The organism is Actinopolymorpha sp. B17G11, from assembly GCF_040196095.1.
Classification (GTDB): domain Bacteria; phylum Actinomycetota; class Actinomycetes; order Propionibacteriales; family Actinopolymorphaceae; genus Thermasporomyces.
This window is the reverse complement of the sequence record NZ_JBEFTW010000003.1, coordinates 92,936-115,053: the sequence shown is the minus strand read 5'-3', so window position 1 is coordinate 115,053 and position 22,118 is coordinate 92,936. Positions and strand designations below refer to the sequence as shown.

10 protein-coding genes are annotated in these 22,118 nt (G+C 69.0%); 4 read left to right on the top strand and 6 right to left on the bottom strand.

The features are described 5' to 3' along the window. Positions 1–157 precede the first annotated feature (157 nt). Positions 158–694: a hypothetical protein gene (locus ABN028_RS04730; RefSeq protein WP_349695749.1), complete on the bottom strand. Its 537-nt coding sequence runs from the start codon at positions 692–694 to the stop codon at positions 158–160. Further along, a complete protein-coding gene (locus ABN028_RS04725; protein WP_349695748.1) occupies positions 691–7,275 on the bottom strand; it encodes a polymorphic toxin-type HINT domain-containing protein in 6,585 nt (2,194 codons plus the stop codon). The genes ABN028_RS04730 and ABN028_RS04725 overlap by 4 nt, the downstream gene beginning before the upstream one ends. A 546-nt stretch (positions 7,276–7,821) precedes the next feature. Here ABN028_RS04725 and ABN028_RS04720 point away from each other — a divergent pair. Continuing rightward, positions 7,822–10,584, top strand: a complete 2,763-nt coding sequence (locus ABN028_RS04720) for an AAA family ATPase (protein ID WP_349327620.1) — start codon at positions 7,822–7,824, stop codon at positions 10,582–10,584. Between the two features lie 82 nt (positions 10,585–10,666). On the opposite strand, the gene lanL is transcribed toward ABN028_RS04720, so the two are convergent. Beyond that, positions 10,667–13,348 carry a class IV lanthionine synthetase LanL gene (gene lanL, locus ABN028_RS04715; protein WP_349695747.1) on the bottom strand — a complete coding sequence of 894 codons (2,682 nt, stop codon included), beginning with the start codon at positions 13,346–13,348 and terminating at the stop codon, positions 10,667–10,669. A 357-nt stretch (positions 13,349–13,705) separates the two neighbouring features. Continuing rightward, a complete protein-coding gene (locus tag ABN028_RS04710) occupies positions 13,706–14,674 on the bottom strand; it encodes a phosphotransferase (RefSeq protein ID WP_349695746.1) in 969 nt (322 codons plus the stop codon). A 229-nt stretch (positions 14,675–14,903) separates the two neighbouring features. On the opposite strand from ABN028_RS04710, the gene lepA reads away from it, so the two are divergent. The 3 genes from lepA to hemW all read left to right on the top strand — a co-directional run bounded on the left by lepA (position 14,904) and on the right by hemW (position 20,281). Then, on the top strand, positions 14,904–16,865 hold the full coding sequence (gene lepA / locus ABN028_RS04705) for a translation elongation factor 4 (protein ID WP_349695745.1): 1,962 nt from the start codon (positions 14,904–14,906) through the stop codon (positions 16,863–16,865). A 127-nt stretch (positions 16,866–16,992) separates the two neighbouring features. Then, a complete protein-coding gene (locus ABN028_RS04700; protein WP_349695744.1) occupies positions 16,993–18,843 on the top strand; it encodes an AMP-dependent synthetase/ligase in 1,851 nt (616 codons plus the stop codon). 187 nt (positions 18,844–19,030) lie between these two features. Then, positions 19,031–20,281, top strand: coding sequence for a radical SAM family heme chaperone HemW (gene hemW, locus ABN028_RS04695; protein WP_349327629.1), 1,251 nt, complete (start codon positions 19,031–19,033; stop codon positions 20,279–20,281). Between the two features lie 39 nt (positions 20,282–20,320). Here hemW and ABN028_RS04690 read toward each other — a convergent pair whose 3' ends face one another. After that, on the bottom strand, positions 20,321–21,202 hold the full coding sequence (locus ABN028_RS04690) for a DUF3097 domain-containing protein (RefSeq protein WP_349695743.1): 882 nt from the start codon (positions 21,200–21,202) through the stop codon (positions 20,321–20,323). Positions 21,203–21,222: 20 nt separating this feature from the next. Then, complete coding sequence (locus ABN028_RS04685) at positions 21,223–22,077, bottom strand: MBL fold metallo-hydrolase (protein ID WP_349695742.1); 855 nt, start codon at positions 22,075–22,077, stop codon at positions 21,223–21,225. Positions 22,078–22,118 lie beyond the last annotated feature (41 nt).

Genomic DNA, 22,118 nt, shown 5'->3' with positions numbered 1-22,118 from the left:
CCGTCCAGCAGCACGACCCAGTTGACCTTGCGGTAGCGCCGCCTGCGGTGCCTGGCGTTCGTCGCATCTCGTCGTCTATCCGAACGTCGGGCCGAGCCGCCAACAGGCGCCGGCAGGGGCGACCACCGCGATGGTCACCAGCCTGCGTAGCGCACGCTCAGGGAAGCAACGGATATATCTGCTCCCACGTGTCTAGTCGAGCGTCATCGAGGGCGTCCTTCAACATGAGCGCAGGTGTCAACAGATTCTTGATGAAACGGAGCTGGCGTATTTCTTCGATGTCGAGCTCCGTCCATCTTGACGCCAATGCCCGGGCTTGCTCTGGGGCGATCGGAATCTCGCGAAAGAGCAGTTCCGCGGTCTGCTCCGCGCTCAGCAGATCGATTTCCTCGTTGGGAGAGACCTTCTGGAACAGGGCAGCGGTGAGGTTGAGCCGCCGAACTGCAGTCTCCCCGGGGACCAGGGCGCCAGCCGCACTGGCAGACTCGAGTACGTAACCCAGCGCACGACTGCTGGACCTCCACTCCGCGGCAGTCAATCCTACGCATTCATCAATGATGCGTGTGGTCAGCAACTGCACGAGGCCAAGCCACTCTTCCGAATCCATGCTGGCGACATCGAAGTTCTGAGAAGCCAGGGCTGCCACAAGCTGCTTTCGGTCAAGCCGAACAAGCTCCTGGAATGGACTTCTCATGAGAAGATGATGCCCGCCATTCCAAATGCTTCCTTCCCGATCTGAACACTCCTTGCCGATGCGCTGGCCGGTAGGCCCTGTAAGAAGTGACCGCTGTGCGGGTTGATATCCAGCCCGAAATACCCTCCGGCGGACGAGCCGGCGATGTCTGCCTCTCCGGCTGCGCGTACTGGAGCACCTCGGCTGAGTACCGCATGCGATATCTCTTGTCCATTGACGAACTTCGGCTGGATCACAAGGTTGCCATCTTCCAGAACGGCCCACTTGACCGTCCCTGAGTTTACAGCTTCGTCGAACCCCGATGTTCCGGGCCGCGAAGGCGTCACTCCCAATCCGTCCGCGCGAGCGAGCTCATCATCGAGCTGGTCACCCATCTGGTTCGGGAAGGTGTCGCAGTTGTGGACGAGTACCGGCGTCTCACCCGCCAGCACATAGTACGCATGGGTGGTGTCGACCGAGAGGTCGTAGGTGATCTGCGTACCGGCGTACTCACGTACGGCTCCCACCCGGACGTCGCCGCGGCCGGATGTGAGAAGTCGCTCGCCGCGCCGGAGATCTCCTGCATCGATCCAGCGTTTGCTGGTCTTCGACCAGAAGGGGTGGTGGTCGGTTGTGGTGATCGTGTGCCTGCCACCGGCGGCGCGGACGGTGACGTCGACGAACTGCTTGTCGTGATCGGTCCGGATGGTTTGTGTGACTTGACGCTTCGCGGTCTTCCCGGTTCGGGGGTTGGTGGCAACTATCGTGTCACCTGGCTCGACTTTCTCGATCCGTTTGCTGGTGCCGTCGGCGAGCAGGACCATGGTCCCGGCTACGAAGCTGTTGCATCCTGGGCGTGTTGGGGGTGCTTTGCTCGGGCCGTCGGCGTTGTCGCCGGTCTTCTTGGCCTTGGATCTGAGGGCTTTCGCCTTGGCGGCTGCTCGTTCCGCTGACTCCTTGGCGGCTCGTTTCGCGGCCGCTCTGGCGGCGGCTGCTTTTTGCGCCGCCTTCTTCGCCGCCGCGGCGGCTGCGTCCTTGGCTGCCTTGGCCGCGTTCTTCGAGCCCTTGATGATGGCGCGTGCCCATTTGATTTCCTTGGAGAACGTGATGACGGCCTTGCCGGCGCGGTAGATCGCCTCAGCAATCTTCTTCGCTTTGAAGATCTTGCCCCACGGCAGCATCCCGACAACCAGCGATACACAGCCGACGATGTCGCCCTTGAGACAGTTGAGCAGGTCGTTGATGCCGAGGAACTCCATGAGGACCTGGCCGCCGGCCTCCAGGATCACGTCGACCCAGCTCTTGCTCTGGATCTGCTGTGCCTTGGCCAGCTCCTCCGGGCTCGGCCCGTTGACCTCGTCCGGGCTCGTTCCAGGGTCAGTCTCAACGGACGAGCCGCCGCCACCTCCGCCGCCGTCTGCGGCCAGCATGGCTCCGGTCGGGTCGGTATGGGAGAGCGGGTTGTTGTTGACGTAGGCGTAGGACGAGATGGCCGTGAGGCTGTCGGGCATCGGGTCGGTGGCGGTGAACCGGCCGGTCCCGGGGTTGTAGTTGCGCGCCCGTAGGTAGTAGTTGCCCTCACCAAGGCTGGAGTCCTGGTACGCCCCAACGAACCGCAGTGGATTCTTCGGACCCGCCGCCGTGTCCGCCTTGCTCTTCGGTGCTGCGGCCACTGACTTGCCGGGCTTGCTCTTTGTCGCGGTGGGCGTCGGGCTGGTTGTCGGGCTGGCCGACCGGTCAGGTCCGCTGCCGACCACGTCATCGAGCAGCCCACCATGCGAGCCGTCGGACGACCTGTCGGACGAGCCTCCGAGCACCCCGCCCAGCAAGCTCCCGCCCGAACGGTCCGATGAGCCACCGGACGAGCCACCGGACGAGCCACCGGACGAGCCACCCAGAACGCCGCCGAGCAGGCCGTCGTCGTTGCCCTGCTTGTCGCGGTTGTCAGTCTCGCCTTCGGCCGCTTCGGTTTCCTCGCCACCGCCGAGCGTTGGCCCTTCGCGCGGGTTGCCGAACGGGTCGTAGTCGTAGCCCGCCTCCACCTGACCGGTCGGCGACAGCATGGTGGCGACGCCGCCGAGCCAGTCGTGGGTGTAGGAATGCGCGCCGGTCGACGGGTCGAGCAACGCCAGCGGCTCGTCGTCGGGACCGTAGCTGAAGCCGCGCTTTTCCAGCGTCTGCCCGTCGCGCCCCGTCACCGTGTCGAGCGCGATCTGCGGAAGAGCACCGTTGATGTCCCACGCCCAACGCTGCGTGGCGGCGTTCTGGCCACTGCCCATCGTGGCGGACACTCGTAGCCCGGTCGCTTCATAGGCGAACTTGGCGGTCTGCCCGTCGACGCTGGCCTTGGCGAGGCTGTGGTCGAGGTTGTAGGCGAAGGTGTCCTTCCCGGCCCTGATCTGGTTGCCCTGCTCGTCGTAGTCGTAGCCGGTGGCGTGGACACCCAGGTCGACGTCGAGTCCCAGCAGAGCACCGATGTCCAGACTGGCGCCGAAGTCGTCGAGGCCAAGCTCCAGAAGGGCGTCGATGTCCAGCTGCGCGTCGATGGCGGGGCCGGCTAGCTTGACTTGCTTCTGCAGCTGGTCGGCCGCGTCGTAGAAGTAGCGCGTGACGTCGTGACCCGCGCTGCCGGTGCGTTTCTGACTGGTCCGGTTGCCTACCAGGTCGTAGGTGTAGTCGATCCGGCCCGCGGACCTGCCGTCACAGGAGATCGCGCCGTAGCAGGCGGACGTGACCCGGTCTGCCTTGTCGTAGTCGTACGCCACCGACTCCGAAACCCCGCCACGCGTGGTCACCACCCTTGTCGGGTTACCGACCTCGTCCAGGTCGAGGGCGAACCTCGAGACCGGATCCTGGACGCCCGGACCCGGTTCTGAACCGGGCGTACGGGTGGTGCCGATGTCGGTGAGCCGGCCAGCGTCGTCGTAGCTACGCCGCTCCACCAGCCCGGTCGCGTCCGGGAGCGTGGTAGACGTACGCCGCCCCGCAACGTCGTAGCCGAATCGCCACGTGGCAGGGTTGCCGCCGGCAGCACCGTCGTCGCTCGTCAGGCTGGTGATCCGGCTGTCCGCGTCGTAGTCGGCGGTGATCCGCGTGCCGTCCGGGTAGGTGCGGGAGCTGATGTTGCCCCGCGCGTCGTAGTCGTAGGAGAACCGCTCCTCCGCGCCCCCCGCCCACTCACGGATGACCTCCTGGATCTGGTCCTCGTCGTCGTAGTTCACGTTGCGACGGCCGGTCGGGTCGCCGTAGGAGGTGATCTTGTCCTCGGCGTCGTAACCCCAGGTGTAGACCGGACCGTCCGAGCCGAGTGCCCGCTTCACCCGGCGCCCGACGATGTCGTAGGTGTCGACGATGGTCCGCTCTGCCCGCTCCTCGTCAGAGAGCTCCTCGTGCCTGCCGATGGTGATCATCGACACCGGGTTGTTCTCGGGGTCGTAGCCGATCTCTGCCCGCCGGCCGAGCGGATCGGTGCTGCTGGTCACCCGACCGGCCTCGTCGTAGTCGAGCCGGGTCCGGTGGTGGTTCGGGTCGCGGACGGAGGCGAGCAGACCGTCGTCGTAGTAGTCGTAGACGGTGGAGCCGTGGGAGGGCAGGTGGCGTCGGTGCGACGCGTCAGGGGCGATCGCGGCACGGATCTGGTCGTCTTCCCGGTAGCTGTAGCGGGTGGTGTTGCCCTTGGCGTCGGTGACCGCTGTCTGCCGGTTGTTGGCGTCGTAGGTGAAGCTCGTGGTGTGGTCGAGCGGGTCGATCACCTTGGCGAGGTTGCCGGCCAGGTCGTACTCGTAGTGAGTGGTGAAGCGCTCCTTGTCGGCGCCATCGACGTTGCCGCGCGGCTCGGTCATGGCGACCATGAAGCCGTCGTCGTCGTAGGTCCAGGTGGTCTTGCCGCCGGTGGCCGTCGTGGCGCTGGTCTTGTTGCCGGCGGCGTCGTAGGTGAAGCGGGTGGAGTTCCGGCCGGAATCGGTGAGGCCGGTCTGCCGCCCGTTCCTGTCATACGTCAGTCGGGTGGTGCGACCCAGCGTGTCGGTGGCGGCCGTCACGTTGCCGGTGTTGTCCCGGCGGAATGCCGAAGTCTTGCTGAACGCGTCGACCGTCGAGGTGGTCCGGTCGAGTGCGTCGGTCTTGATGTCCTCGTGGACGACGCGGCCGTCTGGGTAGGGACGGGAGATCCGTACGAGGCTGTCGTTGCCGTCGTAGCGGTACGTTGTGGTGAAGTCCTTGCGATCCGCCCCCGGTGCGTTTCCGCGCGGTGAGGTGACCGACTGCAGCAGTCCCTTGGCGTTGTAGGCGTACGTCGTCACGATGTCGGGCTCGTCGTCCAGGTGTACACGGGTCTTGGTGCGTCGCCCGGCATCGGAGTAGGCGTACGAGACCTTCCGGCGCGGGTCCTCGACCGAGCGCAGCGGACCGTCGGCGAAGTAGCGGTATTCCGTGTCGACTCCGGTCGGGGTCTCCGTCTCGACAATCCGGCCCACGGCGTCGTACTCCGTACGCGACGAGTGGCGCTTGCCGGGCTCGCGCACGTCGACGATGCGGTCCTGGTCATCGAAGGTGAACCGGGTCGTGAACTCGTCCCGGTCGGCGTCTTCGCCGGTCCCGCGCGGATCGACCACGGCGATCCGCCGACCGGTGCCGTCGTAGGAGAACTCCGTCCGCCGACCCTCCGGTGAGATGATCGCGGCCGGCAGTCCGGTATTGGTGTCGTCTGCGGGCAGGTATTCGTAGCGGGTCACCTTGCCGCGCTGGTCGGTGCGCGTGAGGAGCAGTCCACGCTCGTCGTAGGCGTAGCGGATCTTGTGCTTCTCCGCGTCGACGCTCTCGACCAGCTCGTCGAACCTGTTGAAGGTGTTCTTCCACTTGTTGCCGCGCTCGTCGACGAACTCGATCGGGTTGTTGCGCTCGTCGTACTTCGTCCGCTGGTCGAACTTCATCGGCTGCGGCGCCGACCCGACCGTCTGGTTACCCCGCGCGTCGAATGCCGCTTCGTTCTGGTTCTGCCTGCCGTTGACCACGAGACTGCGGTTGAGCTTGCGGTCGTAGCGGTGGTTGTCGACATCGCCGTTGCCCCGTTGGCTGTGGATCAGCACGTTGTCGTGGTAGCCGTCGTAGGCGACCACGCCGTCGGCGTCGGTGGTCTTCGCCTCCTGCCTCACGGCGTTCCAGGCGAAGGTCGTCCGATGGCCCTGTGCGTCGAACTGCCGGATCACCCGGCCCGACGCGGAGTATTCGTTGCGGATCGCAACGACCCCACCGTCGTCCTCGTCGTGGCCCTCGTCGGTCTCCGGTTCCACCACCTCGGTCAGCAGCCCAGCCGCGGAGTAGTGGTACCGCCACACGTGGCCCCGCGCGTCTTCGACTGCGACCAGCCGGGAGCGCCTGTCGTAGGCGAACTCGACGTTCCGGCGATCCGGGAGGCTGATCCTGCGGATCAGGCCATCCTCGATCCGAGCCTCGGCCTGGCGACCAGAGGCGTCGGTGATCTCCACCCCTTGCGCGGTGTAGGCGAGCCGAACGCCAACCTGGCGGGCGTTGTGGATCGACGTCAACCGGCCCTGGCCGTCGAAGTCGTAGCTGATCTGCCCGGGGGTGACGAGCGTCCAACCTGCATCGGTCTTGCGCAGCGTCGAACGAACGCCAGCCGGGCGCTGGTAGCGACCGTCGGCCAACCGGTACTCCACGATCGCGCCGTCATCGGCACGCACCAATGCGCCACGGTCCGATGCCGCGACCTGCATGCCGTATGACCACGCCCAGCCGGGACCGAACAGACCATTCGCCGGGTTAGCCGAGGAATAGATCCGGGTGGAGACGAACGGCACCCCGAACGAGGCCATCGCCAGGTCCTGCTCCACCCGGCTGAAGGCTCCAGTCGCCGTGTTCACGCCCACGCCGCGCACAGCCTGCCGGGCATCGGTCATGCCCAGGGCGTTGCCGCAGCCACAGCCCGCGGCCTGCCTGTCCGGAATCGGTGGCGGCAGGATCGTGCGGCGCGGATTGGCCCGCTGCGTGGGTACCGACGGCACCTCGCGGTCGGGAAAGACGGCGGTGAAGGTGAGGAAGTACCGCTTGGCCGGGTCGAGATCCCACCCGTCGGACGCACCGAAGGAGCGGCAGTAGTCGCGCTGTGCGGCGCAGCCGGACTGGCGCAGGTCGTCCCTGGTCAGCGACGTCGACGCCTGCTCGGTCTGCGACTCGGCGTCGAAAAGCGTCACCCGCCAGGACGTCCACGGCGCGTCTTCATCGACGTTGAAGTACGCCAGAAGCGACGTGTCGCCGAGCACGTAGCCCGGCCGCAGCAACGTCCGGGTGAAGACCGGGGTGTCGGTCGCTTGCAGGTCCCCACCCTGGCTCGACACGCGCAGCCAGTCCTGAGTGGACAGCTCTCGCGGCTCACTGCTGGCGAAGATTCCACGTGGCACGACCGGCGGACGTTCACCCGGCGCGAACGGCTTGTCCGGTGTCGCCGACGCGGGTGCCGCCCGGTCCACTGGACCGGCTCCCGGCAGCGCCCGCGGAGCCACCGCGGCCTCCGCCTCCTGACGCGTCTGTCCCGGTTGCAGGACCGACGCGATCAGGGCCAGCGCACAGACGACGACGGTCAAACGCACATGGTCAACCCGGCCAGAGACGTGCCCCGCCACCCCCGCCACCCCCCATATCGGCCATCTGACGTATATCAGACGAAAAGGACTTGAAGTGATCTTCTATCTGAAAATCCACCAGCAGGCAACACAGGGCGCCGGAAACGATCAAGGACACCGGCCACGTCGAGACACGCCCTAGGCATACGTACGCACCTGCCTAGGCGCATCTACGTTCCACCGCGGCGGGAAGATAGGTCACCGCTGCGGATGTCGGAAGCTCCCCGCCGACCAAGGATGGAGACACCAACGAGACAAGAGAAAGACGAGGGAGACAACGATGTTCGGTCATCCAGCTTTCAGCTTGACCGTAGCGCACGAGCGTCACCAGGCACTGATCGCCGAGGCGGATCGCCGCCGGCTCCTGGCGATTGCTCGTCAAGCACGAAAGGCGCGCAAGGCACGCAGGAAACAAGCCGACACGTGGGGCAACGTGCCGGCGCCGGACGGGGCCAGGGCCGGCGCTGTGGCCGGTAGCGTTCCCTCTGCTGGCGGTAGCCTGACGCCGTGCAGAGAGCGCGCGGCGGCGCCAGCGCGGTGATGGTGGGACGTGACCGCGAGCTGCGCCAACTCCAGCAGCTCGCGGCGTCCAGCCATCCGCAGGTGGCGATCGTCGCGGGCGAGCCGGGCATCGGCAAGACGCGGCTGATCCACGAGCTGCTGGCCGGCCTTCCCGCCGATCCGGTGGTGCTGGTGGGGCGCGCGGAGCCCGGTTCACTGGCGCGCCCGTACGAAGTGCTGTTGGACGCGGTGGACGGTCGGCCAGGCGTCAAGGAGGATCTCCTGGACGCACTGGCCGATCCCGCGCGCAGTCCGGTGGAGCGCCTGCACGCCGGCCTCGCCATCGTGAACGAGCTTGTCAACGACCGGCGGGCGGTCATCGTCTTCGAAGACCTGCACTGGGCAGACTCCGAGAGCGCGGCGCTTTTCGAGCGGATCGCCGGCCAGACCGGGCCGCGACTGCTGATCGGGACGTACCGCCCGGACGAGGTGACGAGCCGCCATCCGGTCGCCGGGCTTCTTGGCCGGTTGGAACGCCGGCACACCGTCGCCCACGTGGCGCTCGAGCGGTTCGGTGAGTCGGACACGGCCGCGCTGCTCGCTTCCGTGGCGGGCGCGCCGATCCCCTATCGCTCGGTGGCGGCGTTGCACCAGCGCACGGGCGGCAACCCCTTCTTCCTCGAAGAGCTCATCCGGGGCCACACCGGGGACGATCTCGCGTCACTGTGCGAGAGCCCGCTGCCGTGGAGCCTCTCGGAGGTGCTCCGGCGGCAGGTCGACGACCTGGAGCCGCGCGACCAGCGCATCGTGGAGGCCGCCGCCGTACTCGGTCATCGGGTTCCGTTCGACCTGCTTGCCGCCGTGACCGGGGCGGACGAGGACGAGCTGATCACGGCGCTGCGCGGGCTCGTCGCCCGAGGTGTCCTCGTCGAGTCCAGCGATGACGAGTTCAGCTTCCGCCACGCCCTGGTCCGCGAGGCGATCTCCGGGCAGTTGCTCGGCCGGCAGCAGCGACGGTTGCATGAGGCCGCACTCGAGGTTCTGCTCGCCACCGGTGGATCTGATCCCGCGATGATTGCCCGCCACGCACGTGCCGCCGGACGGTACGACGACATGGTCGAGGCGGCCCGTCGTGGTGCGGCGCTCTACCTGTCGATCGGATCGGCGTTCCAGGCTCTGCAGCTCGCCGAGATGGGCATGGACGAGGTGGGTGACGACGCGGAGCTGCTTGCTGCGGCGGCCCAGGCCGCCTGGCTGGCGGGCCTTCTCGACGACGCCGTGGGCTACGCCCGCCGGTGGCGTGACCTTGCGCCGACGGCAAGCGACCGCGCCGATGCGTTGTACCTGTTGATCCGCCTGGCCTGGGAGTCCGACGAGACCCGCGAGATGGAGACATTGACCCACGAGGTCGAGCAACTCGTCGCGCAGCTGCCGCCCGGGGCGATCCAGGCCCGGGCGATGACCGCGGTGGCCCAGTCGGCCGAGCTCCGAGACGACCTCGACGCCGCGGTGGAGTGGGCGGATCGGGCTCTGGCGCTGGCCGGCGAGTTCGATCTGCCGCGCGTGCGCCTGGCCGCCTTGGTCGAGAAGGGCTCCGCGCTGTCCGACCGGTCGGTGACCAACGAAGAGGGCCGCACGATACTGGCGGGGCTCGTCGACGAGGCGGAGAAGCTGGGTGAGTGGGTGCTCGCCGCCCGCGCGTTGAACTACCTCGTTCATGATGTTCCGCCGGCGTCGCCGAGCGAGCACGCCGACATGTTGGAACGCATGCGCATCGACGCCGAACGGGCCGGTTTCGAGTCGCTCGCGGTCGCGGCGTACTTCCAGGGCCGGGCGCGGCTGGCGATGCGTGAGGGCAATCTGGACGCGGCGATCGCGACGTTGGAACAGGGCCGGAACCGGGACCGCGGGTACCTCCGCGGCGGACGTCGGGCCGACCACCACGCGGTCTTCCTGGCCGGGCTGTATCTCGAGGCCGGCGAACTCGCCTGCGTCGACGACATCATCGCCGAGCTGCGCACGGAGGCCGCGTTCTCGGGCATCACCATCCCCGGCCTCGCGTTCCATGTCGCCTGCCGGCGAGGTGAACTCGCCACCGCCGAGCGGCACCTGGACGAGATCTTCGTGGCGCTCGCCGAACAGCCATGGCGCAGCGGTGAGCAGGCGCACGACCTGATCTCGGCGGCGTTGTCCGTCGGCCTGCCGCTGCCGCAGGTCGTACGGATGAGCCGCGCGCTGCTCGGGGGCGACGTCCGGGACGACGAGCGGACGTTGGCGGGGGCGCAGGTCGGCGAAGCGCAGGGGGAGACCGCCGCGGCACTCGCCGGCTACCTCGAGGTGTCGGAGTCGTTCGCCATGCTGCCGTCGATCCGGGGTACTGCCCACGTCGGCGCTGCCCGCTGCCTGCTCACGCTCGGCAAGCGTGACGCGGCCGTCCAGCAGGTCACCGCGGCCACCGATCTGCTCGCCCGGTGGGGCGGTTGGCGGGTGGCTCAGCTCGACCAGCTACGTGCCCAGCTGGACCTGGCGCCCACGGACGACCGTTCCGCGGTCAGCGGTGTGGCGGCACTGACCAGGCGCGAACGCGAAGTTGCGCTCCTCGTCGCGGAGGGCCTCACCAACACCGAACTCGCCCAGCGTCTCTACATCTCTCCCAGGACCGTCGCCGTGCACGTGTCCAACATCCTGCACAAGCTCGGCGTCTTCTCTCGTACCGAGGTCTCCAGCGCGATCAGCCAGGACACCCCACCGGCCCGCGACGACACGTAAGGTGCGCGCGCCGGCTCCAGCATGGTGACGGTGGGGCGTGTCCGTGAGCGGGTCCCTCAGTAGGACCAGGACGGCCGCAGGACTAGGACGGCCGCAGGTCCTCACCAGCGATCTCCAGCGCACGGTCCGCCAGGCAGCCGTCGACCATCCAGGGGCGCGGTCCGCCCCGAAGGAGACGGAGCAGGAACGACACGCTGTCGGCCACGTCGGTCTCCCCACCGGTGCCGGCATTGCGGACGCCGCCGTCGGCGACGCCGGTGCTGACCGGTGGCGCCACCTGGTCCGGGACGAGGAGCCTGCCCGCCCGCCGGCAGTGCCGGACGGCCATCGCCTCCGCCACCTCACCGGCCCACGTCCGGTAGGTGTCGTCGCCGAGTACCTGCGCGGCATCCAGCAGGTAGTGCCCGCTGCCTGCCAGGCCGTGGCAGCCGTCGGACCGAACCCGCCACCTGGCCTTGTGCACGGCGACCGCGGCCGCCACGGCGTACGCACCGATGCCTGGCTCGCCGGTGACGGCGTACTGGCGTAGCAGGAAGGTCCCGATCCCCGCCGGTCCTGCGGACCGGTGTGGCGAGGGTGCCGGATGGTCCGGGCCTGCCGGCCACCACGCGGCCCCGTCGGTGTCGGTCGTCGCGGCCTCGCAGAGAGTGTGGCCGGCCGCCTCGGCAACCTTGGCGTACGACTCGTCGCCGGTCTCGTGTGCCATGAGGAGCAGGAAGTAGCCGATCCCGGCGACCCCGTGGGCGAACCCGTAGTGGCAGCTGCCGGCGAGCGCGGATCGGGCGTCGGCGGGGACCGGCCAGAGCGGGCCGTGAGCGCCGAGGTGCGCTGCCGCGACAACCGCGTCGGCGTAGCCCTGTGCGCGGTCGAGCAGTTCCTCGTCGCCCGTCAGCCGGCCGATGTGCAGGTGGGCGAGCCCGGCCCCGGCGAGTCCGTGGGCGACTCCCGGGAGCGGCCAGTCGGTCGGCAGGGACGAGACCATGGCGCGCGCCTCGGCCACCAGCGCGGGATCGTCGAGTGCGACACCGGCGTCGGCCAGCGCCCAGGCCGTGCCGGCGCGCCCGGTGAGGAGACCCGGCAGCGCACGCCCGGACTGACCCGGCGGGCGATGCGCGACCAACCGTGCGGACACCTCTCGGACGGCCGCCAGCAGCCGATCCTGGTCACGGGCGCTCATGGACGCCTGGATCAGCGTGCCCAGGACACCTGCCGCGCCGTGTCGCACAGTTCCGGGGTCGGTTCGTACGTCGGTCCCGCTGTCGGTCGGGTCGGCCCTGATGTCACTGTCTGGCGGTACCGCGGCGGCATCCCGCAAGTGGTCGAGCCCGTCGCTGACCAACTGCGCGACCGTGGGCAGGCGAACGCCGGAGTGACCGCCTGCCCCGGTGGACCGCCGCTCGGGCGACGCGAGGTACTTCTCCACCCGCGACAGGCTCCACCGGCAGTCGGGCGCCGTGGCGAGGAGGCCGAGGAGCGGTGGCGCGACGACCGCCGCCGACGGGTGGTCCCGCGCCACGACCGAGAGCCAGGCCGCCAGCCGGTCCCGGATCGGCCGGTCAGCGGGTACGTCGAGAGGCAGGTCGGGTTCGGTTCCGGTGGCGAGCAGGAAGAACAGCGCGCCGAGGCTCCACAGGTCCTCGGCGACGGTCGCGGTGAGCGATCCGTCCACGCCAGCCACCTGGCGCGGGTCACGGCACTCGGGTGCCAGGTAGCTGGAGGGCCAGGGAGGCGGAGCCGGCTGCCCCGCGGGGACGGCGGCCTCCAGGTCGACGAGCGTCAACGCCCCGTTGGGTGCCACGAGCACGCTGCCCGGGCTCAGGTTCCGGAGCACGATGCCTGCGGCGTGGACGCCGGCGACGAGCGCGACCAGCCGCCGCGCCATCAGCAAGATGTGACCGGTCGGATTGACGACCGCTTCGCGGTGAGTCGCGTGTACCCAGTCGAGGAACGGCCGCCCCGGCGGGTGCTCGGTGGTGAGGAACCGGTCGCCGTCCTGGTCGAACACCTCGAACACCCGGGGGACCGGCACCTCACCGGCGAGGTGCCGCAGGGCCGCCGCTTCGAGCTGGAGGCGTTCACGCGCGTCGGCACCGGTGTGGTCGCCGCCGGCGTGCGCGCGGGCGTGCTTGACGAGTACCTCGCGATCGTTCGTACGGTCGAGGGCGAGATAGCGGCCACCGGTGACGGTCTGGTCGAGGGTCCGCCGCAGGACGAACCGCCCGTGCAGCACCGTCCCCGGCTGGATGTGCGGGATCGCATGGACCGGCGACGGAGGACCGAGCGCTGCCACCGCGTCGAGGTCGACCGGACGCAGGACGCCGTCATCGTCGAGGTCGTACGCATCCTCGAAGCGGCCATAGCGGTAGTGCACGAGGCTACTGGAGCGGACGGGGCGATCGGCCAGGATCCGCGGGCCGGGGAGCCCAGCGGTCGCGGCATGGAGTGCGGTCGCGAGGTGGGGGGCTTCCGCGTCGTCGTGGGGATACACGGTGAGGAACCTGCCGCTGACCCGTGGGTCACAGTCCCCGCCGGTCAGCCAGCCAACGGCGTCGGTGCTCACGGCGAACCGGAAGGCCACGCGATGCTCGCGGAGTACCGGGAGGGCGTGGGCGAGCACGGAGGTCGCCGAGGCCGGTGTCGCCGACAGGTGGAGCAACCAGCCGTGGGTCCGCACCTGGTGGCCAGGTGGCGCGACGGCACACCACCGCGGGTCGATGCGGAAGTCCCAGTCGCCCTCGCCAAGGAGTTCACGGACGGGGTGCACGAGGTCGGTGGACCCGGGCTCATTCGCGCAGCCGGACGCGTTCGGGACGCCAGGGCGGTCCGAGCGGGATGATGTGGTTGGGCCGGTGGATGTGGTTGGGCCGGTGGATGTGGTTGGGCCGGTGGATGTGGTTGGGCACGTTGACGTGGTGCGGCCGGTAGCTGCATGCCGGAAGGTCGCCGTGCCGTGGCCGGTCAAGGCGTTGAGGGCACGCTGGACCGCTTCCGCTGTTCCCCCCACCGAGACCCCCTGCCGCGCGGACCTGCACAATGCGTACGCATATCACTACCAAGCGCGCACAACTGCGCGCAAGCCCGCCCGGATCTCGACGCGGCAACGAATGCTTGCGGACCGTCGTCAGGACATGCGTCGGCGGATCCACGCCGTCAGGGCATCGGCCACCACGCGCTGGTAGTCACGGATCGTCGGCAGCCCCGGTGGAACCGGTGCCCGGGACCTTTCCGTGAGAGCGCCCGTCACGGTGGCGAGGAGGGCGGTGACGTCGAGCGGATCCGCGTCCCTGGTGCAGGGGTGCCGGCTGAGCAGGTCGTCGACGTCGACGCTCGAACCGCTGATCACGAGGTCGAGTGCTGCGAGCGCGGTGTCGACCCAGCGGGCGCCTCGTGCCGCCCACGCCCAGTCGACGAAGACGACTCCCGTACCGGTGATGAGTACGTTGTCGGCGCGGATGTCCCAGTGCACGAGGGACTCGCCGACAACGGCGGCCCGGGCCCGCTGCTGGTACTCCCGCAGCAGGTCGAGGCGTGCCACCGCCCACGGGTCGAGGTCGGCGGGCGGCGACTCCTGAAGAACGGCCCAGCCGCCACGGAAGATGCCGGCGTCGCTCAGGTCCGGGGCCTCGGGCCAGGGTGTCGGCGTGAGCGCCGCCGTGAGATCGGCGAGAGCGCCGAACACGAGGTCGGTGTCCTCAGCCGTCCAGGGGTGCGCCGGCTCCCGCCCCTCGATGTCGTCGAAGAGCAGGGCGATCCAGTCGCCGTCGTCGTAGGCCGACCGCATACGCGGCGTCCACGGCAACGCGGGCACGGCCTCCATCGTCGTGCGCTCCCGACGCAGCAGGCCCGGGCTGTCGGGGTTGAGTGCACCACCCACGGCCTTGACGAATCCGCGCCGCCCGTCGGCGGTCACCAGCCGGGCCGCCGCGCCGGGGGAGAAGCCACCGCTCTGGGTCGACGCGGAGACGACCGGGGATCCGAGCTCGCGCTCGACCCACCGGCGGACCGGGGCGGGTACCTCGTCGAAGGAGATCCGCACGCCAGCTGCCCGGGTCGGAGCAGCGGAAGGATTGGTGCCCGGCAGGGAGGACATCCGTCGATGCTGACAAACCCCGCCGGACGCCGACAACGCATTTCTCGGTCGACGCGCGTCGTCGGCCAGCACAGTGTCGGTTGATCGAGGCGATTCCGGGCCGCCTGCAGCCGACCTGTCCGATTCGTCCAGTGTCGATCATCGCCGAAGCACGCCGTGAGCGCCGGGCCCGTTGTCCGGGCATGGGATGATGAGGAGCGACCCCCATCCACACTCGAATGGACCGTCCGTGCCCGCTGCTTCTCTGCCTTCCAGGTCCGGGCCAGTTCCCGGCACCATCCCGCAGCCCGGCGAGACCGATCCGGCGCTCATCCGGAACTTCTGCATCATCGCCCACATCGACCACGGCAAGTCGACGCTGGCCGACCGGATGCTCCAGCTCACCGGCGTGGTCGAAGGGCGGGCCATGCGGGCGCAGTACCTCGACCGGATGGACATCGAGCGTGAGCGCGGGATCACGATCAAGAGCCAGGCCGTACGCCTGCCGTTCCGGGCGAGTGCGGGTGCCCACGCGGACACGTCGTACGTCCTGAACCTCATCGACACGCCCGGCCACGTGGACTTCACCTACGAGGTGTCGCGGTCGCTCGCCGCCTGCGAGGGTGCGGTGCTGCTGGTCGACGCCGCGCAGGGGATCGAGGCGCAGACGCTGGCGAACCTCTATCTCGCCCTCGACGCCGACCTGCACATCATCCCGGTGCTCAACAAGATCGACCTGCCGTCGGCGCAGCCGGACAAGTACGCCGCGGAACTCGCCGGCATCATCGGCTGCGACGAGAGCGACGTGCTGCGGGTCTCCGCCAAGACCGGCGAAGGTGTCGAGCACCTCCTCAACGAGATCGTCGCCCAGGTGCCGCAGCCGAAGGGCGACGCCGACGCGCCGCCCCGGGCGCTGATCTTCGACTCGGTCTACGACACCTACCGCGGAGTCGTCACCTACATCCGCGTGATCGACGGCAGCATCGCCAACCGCGAGCGGGTCCTGATGATGTCGACGAGAGCGTCCCACGAAACCCTCGAGGTCGGCGTCATCTCGCCCGAGCCGAAGAAGTCACCGTCGCTCGGCGTCGGAGAGGTCGGCTACATCATGACCGGGGTGAAGGAGGTGCGGCAGTCCCGTGTCGGTGACACGGTGACGGTCACGAGCAACCCCGCGACGAAGGCGCTCGCCGGGTACCGCCACCCCAACCCGATGGTCTATGCCGGCCTCTACCCGGTCGACGGCGACGAGTACACCGACCTGCGCGAGGCACTCGACAAGCTGCAGCTCAACGACGCCGCTCTGCTGTACGAACCGGAGACCTCCGGCGCGCTGGGCTTCGGCTTCCGCTGCGGCTTCCTCGGCCTGCTGCACATGGAGATCGTCCGCGAACGCCTGGAACGCGAGTTCGACCTCGACCTCATCTCGACCGCCCCCAACGTCGTCTACCGCGTGGTCATGGAGGACGGCAGCGAGCACGTCGTGACCAACCCGAGTGAGTTCCCGTCGGGTGTGGGGGTGACGTCGAAGCAGGGGGCGGCGCCGAAGGGCAAGGTGGCAGAGGTGCACGAGCCGGTCGTGCGGGCGACGATCCTCACGCCGGCCGACTTCATCGGCGCGGTGATGGAGCTGTGCCAGTCGCGGCGGGGACAGCTGCAGGGCATGGACTACCTGTCGGCGGACCGGGTGGAGATGCGCTACACCCTGCCGCTGGCGGAGATCGTCTTCGACTTCTTCGATGCCCTGAAGAGCAAGACCCGCGGGTACGCCTCCCTCGACTACGAACCCACCGGTCAGCAGGCCGCCGACCTGGTGAAGGTCGACATCCTGCTCCAGGGCGAGACCGTCGACGCCTTCAGCGCGATCGTCCACAAGGACAAGGCCTATTCCTACGGCGTCACGATGGCCCAGAAGCTCCGTGAGCTGATCCCGCGGCAGCAGTTCGAGGTGCCGATCCAGGCGGCGGTCGGGTCGCGGATCATCGCCCGTGAGACCATCCGGGCCATCCGCAAGGACGTTCTGGCGAAGTGCTACGGCGGTGACATCACCCGCAAGCGCAAGCTGCTCGAACGCCAGAAAGAGGGCAAGAAGCGGATGAAGATGGTCGGCCGGGTGGAGGTTCCTCAGGAGGCGTTCGTCGCCGCCCTGTCGACCACGGACGGTCCCGGGTCGGGTTCGGCCAAGGCAGGGTCGAGTTCCGGCAAGAAATAGGCCTCAGCCTGGCTATTCTGTGCCGAACGTGCCACAGCCCGGTGCCACTCACTACGGTGGAGTGAGCCCGCTCGGGGCCGTCGGACGAGCCATCGGTACGACTGCGGAATTGAGGCGGAGGCCTGCGATGACCAGTGACCTGATCTGGGGTACGAATCCAGCCCAGCCTGACCAGTCGAAGGTCGACGACCGCGCGCCCACGGTCGCGCGGATGATCCTCGACCGGATCGCGAGCACGCCCGAGGAGGAGGCCTACCGATACCCGGTCGGTGACCGCTGGGAGTCCGCGACCTGGCAGCAGACCGGTGACCGCGTACGGCGGCTGGCCGCCGGCCTCATCGCGCTGGGCATCCAGCCGGAGGAGCGGGTGGCGATCGCCGCCGCCACGAGCTACGAGTGGATCCTGGCCGACTTCGCGATCATGTGTGCCGGCGCCGCGACGACGACCATCTATCCCACGACCACCTCCAGCGAGGTGGCGTACATCCTCGGCGACTCGCGCAGCCGGGTCGTCTTCGCCGAGGACGACGAGCAGGTCAAGAAGGTTCGCGAGCATCGCTCGGAACTGTCCGAGCTGACGACGATCGTGACGTTCGCCGGAACTGCCGACGAGGGCGACGACGTGATCACCCTCGCCGACCTGGAGGAGCGGGGCAAGGACTTCCTCGCCGAGCACCCGACCGCCATCGACGAGGCCGCGGCCGCGATCGGTCCGGACAGCCTGGCGACCCTGATCTACACGTCCGGAACGACCGGCAAGCCCAAGGGGGTCCGGCTGACCCACGACTGCTGGACCTATGAGGGCGCCGCAGTCGACGCCGTGCAGATCCTGCGCCCTGACGATCTGCAGTACCTCTGGCTTCCCCTTGCCCATTCGTTCGGCAAGGTGCTCTTGACGGCGCAGCTGCAGATCGGGTTCCCGACGGCGGTCGACGGCCGGGTCGACAAGATCATCGAGAACCTCGCCATCGTCCGACCGACCTTCGTGGGCGCCGCACCACGGATCTTCGAGAAGGCCCATGGCCGGATCGTGTCGACGGTGGAGCAGGAGGGCGGTATCAAGGCCAAGCTCTTCGCCTGGGCGTTCGACGTCGGCCGCAAGGTGTCGGCGCTGCGCCAGCAGGGCAAGGAGCCCTCGGGGCTGCTCGCCGTGCAGTACACACTGGCCGACCGGCTGGTGTTCAGCAAGATCCAGCAACGCTTCGGTGGGCGGCTGCGCTTCTTCGTATCCGGTGCGGCCGCGTTGAGCCGCGACATCGCGGAGTGGTTCCACGCGGCGGGCATCCTCATCGTGGAGGGCTACGGCCTGACCGAGACCAGTGCGGCGACGTGTGTCAACCTGCCGGGCAGGTTCAAGTTCGGCACGGTCGGGCCGGCGTTCCCGGGAACCCAGCTGCGCATCGCCCACGACGGCGAGGTTCTGGTCAAGGGGCCAGGCGTGATGCGGGGTTACCACAACATGCCGGAGCTGTCCGACGAGGTTCTCGACGCCGACGGCTGGTTCCACACCGGGGACATCGGCCAGCTCGAGGAGGGCGGGGTCCTTCGCATCACCGACCGGAAGAAGGACCTGTTCAAGACCTCTGGTGGGAAGTACATCGCGCCCCAGCTCATCGAGGCGGCGTTCAAGGCACTCTGCCCCTATGCCAGCCAGATCGTCGTCCACGGGGAGAACCGCAACTTCACCTCAGCGCTGGTGACCCTCGATCCCGACGCGATCGTGGGCTGGGCGGCCGAGAACGGGCTCGAAGGGCGGGCGTACGCCGAGATCGTCGGCTCCGACACCGCACGGGCGATGGTGCAGGGCTACATCGACCAACTCAACGCCAAGCTCAACCGGTGGGAGACCATCAAGCAGTTCGCGATCCTCGACCATGACCTCACCGTCGAGGACGGTGAGATGACGCCGAGCCTGAAGCTTCGCCGCAAGGCCGTCGAGACCCGCTACGCCGAGATCCTCGACTCCTTCTACGCCTGAGGCCCGGCACCTCCTGAGGTCCGCCAGTCCCGCCGTCGCCGTACGCGGGGAATGATCACGCTTACGTGAACATTCCCCACAATGCGCGGCAAATTCGACATGCATCGTGGGGACTTGGCATGCATCGTCCGGGCTGTCGGCCGCACCGATGGCCGTCGAAGGTGACCGGACGACGGACAATGGGTGGGTGCCTTCCACATTGCCCGACGGCGATCCGGCTCCCGCGGACGGAGCTCTTCCGGCGCCCGCCCTCGCGGAGATCACCGCGCGACCGTTCGGGATCTACGTTCACGTGCCGTTCTGCGCGACCCGGTGCGGTTACTGCGACTTCAACACCTACACGGCCGACGAGCTCGGAACGGCGCCCGGTGCCTCCCGCACGTCGTACGCCGACGCGGCGATCAACGAGGTCCGGCTTGCGCGCAAGGTCCTCGGTGATGCCGAGGTTCCCGTCTCGACCGTCTTCGTGGGAGGCGGCACGCCGACCCTCCTCCCGCCGGAGGACCTCGGCCGGGTCCTGCGGAGCGTCGACGCCGAGTTCGGCCTCGCCTCCGACGCCGAGGTGACGACCGAAGCCAACCCCGAGTCGGTCGACGATTCCTCCCTCGAACGCCTGCGTACGCAGGGATTCACCCGGATCTCGTTCGGCATGCAGAGTGCCCGTCCACACGTGCTCGCGACGCTCGACCGGCAGCACACACCCGGCCGCCCAGAAGAGTGCGTCGCCGACGCACGAACCGCGGGATTCGCACACGTCAACCTCGACCTCATCTACGGCACGCCGGGCGAGAGTGACGACGACTGGCAAGCCACCCTTGACGCGGCCGTCGCCGCCGGTGCCGACCACATCTCGGCGTACTCCCTCATCATCGAAGAGGGCACCCGGATGGCCGGCCAGATCCGCCGTGGTGTGCTCGCCGCCACGGACGATGACGTCCTGGCCGACCGCTACCTGCAAGCCGACGAAACCCTCAGCAGGGCAGGCTTGTCGTGGTACGAGGTGTCGAACTGGGCATGGTCTGACGACGCCCGCTGCCGCCACAATCTCCTCTACTGGACCGGCGGCAACTGGTGGGGCGTCGGCCCCGGCGCGCACAGCCACGTCGGCGGGGTCCGCTGGTGGAACGTCAAGCATCCCTTGACATACGCCGAACGCCTCGCCGCCGCCGCGAGCCCCGCGCACGCCCGCGAAACCCTCGACCCGGCCGACCGGAGGGTCGAACGGATCATGCTGGAACTCCGCCTCGCAGCCGGCCTCGCCCTCGACGTCCTCGGACCAGAAGGCGTCGAGGCCGCCCAGCGGGCAGCCGGTGACGACCTGCTGGAGGCCTCAGCTCTGGCGGCCGGTCGCGCCGTGCTCACCAGTCGAGGTCGCCTCCTTGCCGACGCGGTCGTACGCGATCTGCTGGGGTGGAGCACAGAGCCTGCCCGCACCTGACGACCGCCACCGGCGACGTGCCCGGTTTCTGCGCGGTGATCACGAACCAGCGTCCGCCGGACCGCCCACGGTCACGAAGTCGATGAGCTGCTCCACCGGGCCCAACAGCGCCGGCTCGAGGTCGCGGTAGGTCCGGACACCTCCCAGGATCCGTCGCCAGGCCTGCGCGATGTCCGCCTGCTCGGCATGCGGCCACCCCAGCGCCGCGCAGATCCCGTGCTTCCAGGGTGTCGCCCGCGGAATCCGTGGCCAGGCGTCGAGCCCCAGCCGCTCTGGGCGTACGGCCTGCCAGATGTCCACGAACGGATGTCCGACGACGAGCACGTACGCACCGAACGGCCCGGCCGCCACCTCCGCGGCGATCCGGCTCTCCTTGCTGCCAGGCACCAGATGGTCGACGAGGACGCCGAGCCGCTGGTCGGCATCGGGCGCGAACTCGGTGACCACACTCGCGAGGTCGTCGACTCCTTCGAGGTACTCCACCGCGACGCCTTCGATCCGCAGGTCGTCGCCCCAGACCTTCTCGACCAACTCGGCGTCGTGGCGGCCCTCGACGTAGATCCGGCTCGCCCGGGCGACGCGGGCCCGCGCACCCGAGACCGCGATCGACCCTGACGCCGTGCGCCGTGGTCCACCCGCCGCCGAGCCTCCCGTGGCCGGCGGACGCAGAACGACCGGCCGCCCTTCCAGCAGGAACCCGGGCCCGTACGGATAGCTTCGCCGGGCACCGAACCGGTCCTCCAGCACCACGAGTGTGCGTTCGATGTCGACGACGGCGCCGCAGAAGCCGGTCGTCGCGTCCTCGACCACCATGTCGGGCTCGACGGCGACGTCGACCGAGCGTCCGCGCTTCGGCGCCCGCCAGTCGCTCTCGAGAACGTCAGGTCCGTAACGGTCAGCGGGAGGTGAGGATCCGGCCATGGAGAGCGAGGGTAGCCGCCTCACACGAGCGGCAGTGTCCGCCGTCCGCGAGTGTCGCGCAGTTGTGCGTACCCCCGCCGGATCGCCTCGGCCAAAGCCTCCCGCGACCATGGCCACTCGGCTGCCTCCCATGCCCGCTCGATCGGCACCCGTTCCTCGACCAGGCGGCGGATCGTCCCGGCGACGCCCACGAGGTCGCCGCGCTGCTCCCCGACGTACGCATGGTCCACGACCGTGCCATGCCCGGGCACGACCGCTGTCCGCGTCGTCAACAGTCCCGCCACCACGTCGAGCGTCGCACCCCACTCGAGCGGGTACGAGTCGTCGCCGTACGACGGCGGGCCGGACTCCTCGACGAGATCTCCCACGTAGACCACGTCGGCGTCGGGAACCCGGACCACGACGTCGCCGTCGGTGTGGCCGCGTCCCGGATGCACGAGCTCCACCACCCGGTCGCCGAGATCGGCCATCGCGACCGACGCGAAGGTCCGTCCCGGCGGCACCACCTCCAGTGCGGCCATCTCCGTGGCCCATTCGGCGGACCGCGCCGAGAGCTCCGCACGCACGCCGTCGGCCCGCGCCTCGAGCATCGCGGGCACGGACTCGTGGCCGTAGATCACCGCGTCGGCGAACCGGGCGTTGCCGAAGCAGTGATCGAAGTGCCAGTGGGTGTCGACCACCCAGCGCACCGGCGCGCGGGAGAGGCGACGCAGGTCAGCGCGCAACTCGTCGGCTTCGCCCAGGCTTGCCCGGGTGTCGACCAGCAGGATGCCGTCGGCACCCACGACCGCCCCGATCGTGAGGTCGTACGACGGGTAGCGGCGGGCGAAGCAGCCCGGCCCGACCTCGGTCCATCCGTGCGTGTTCGTGTCCACGATCCACAGCCTCGCATCCGCTCAGGACGCACATTCGGGGC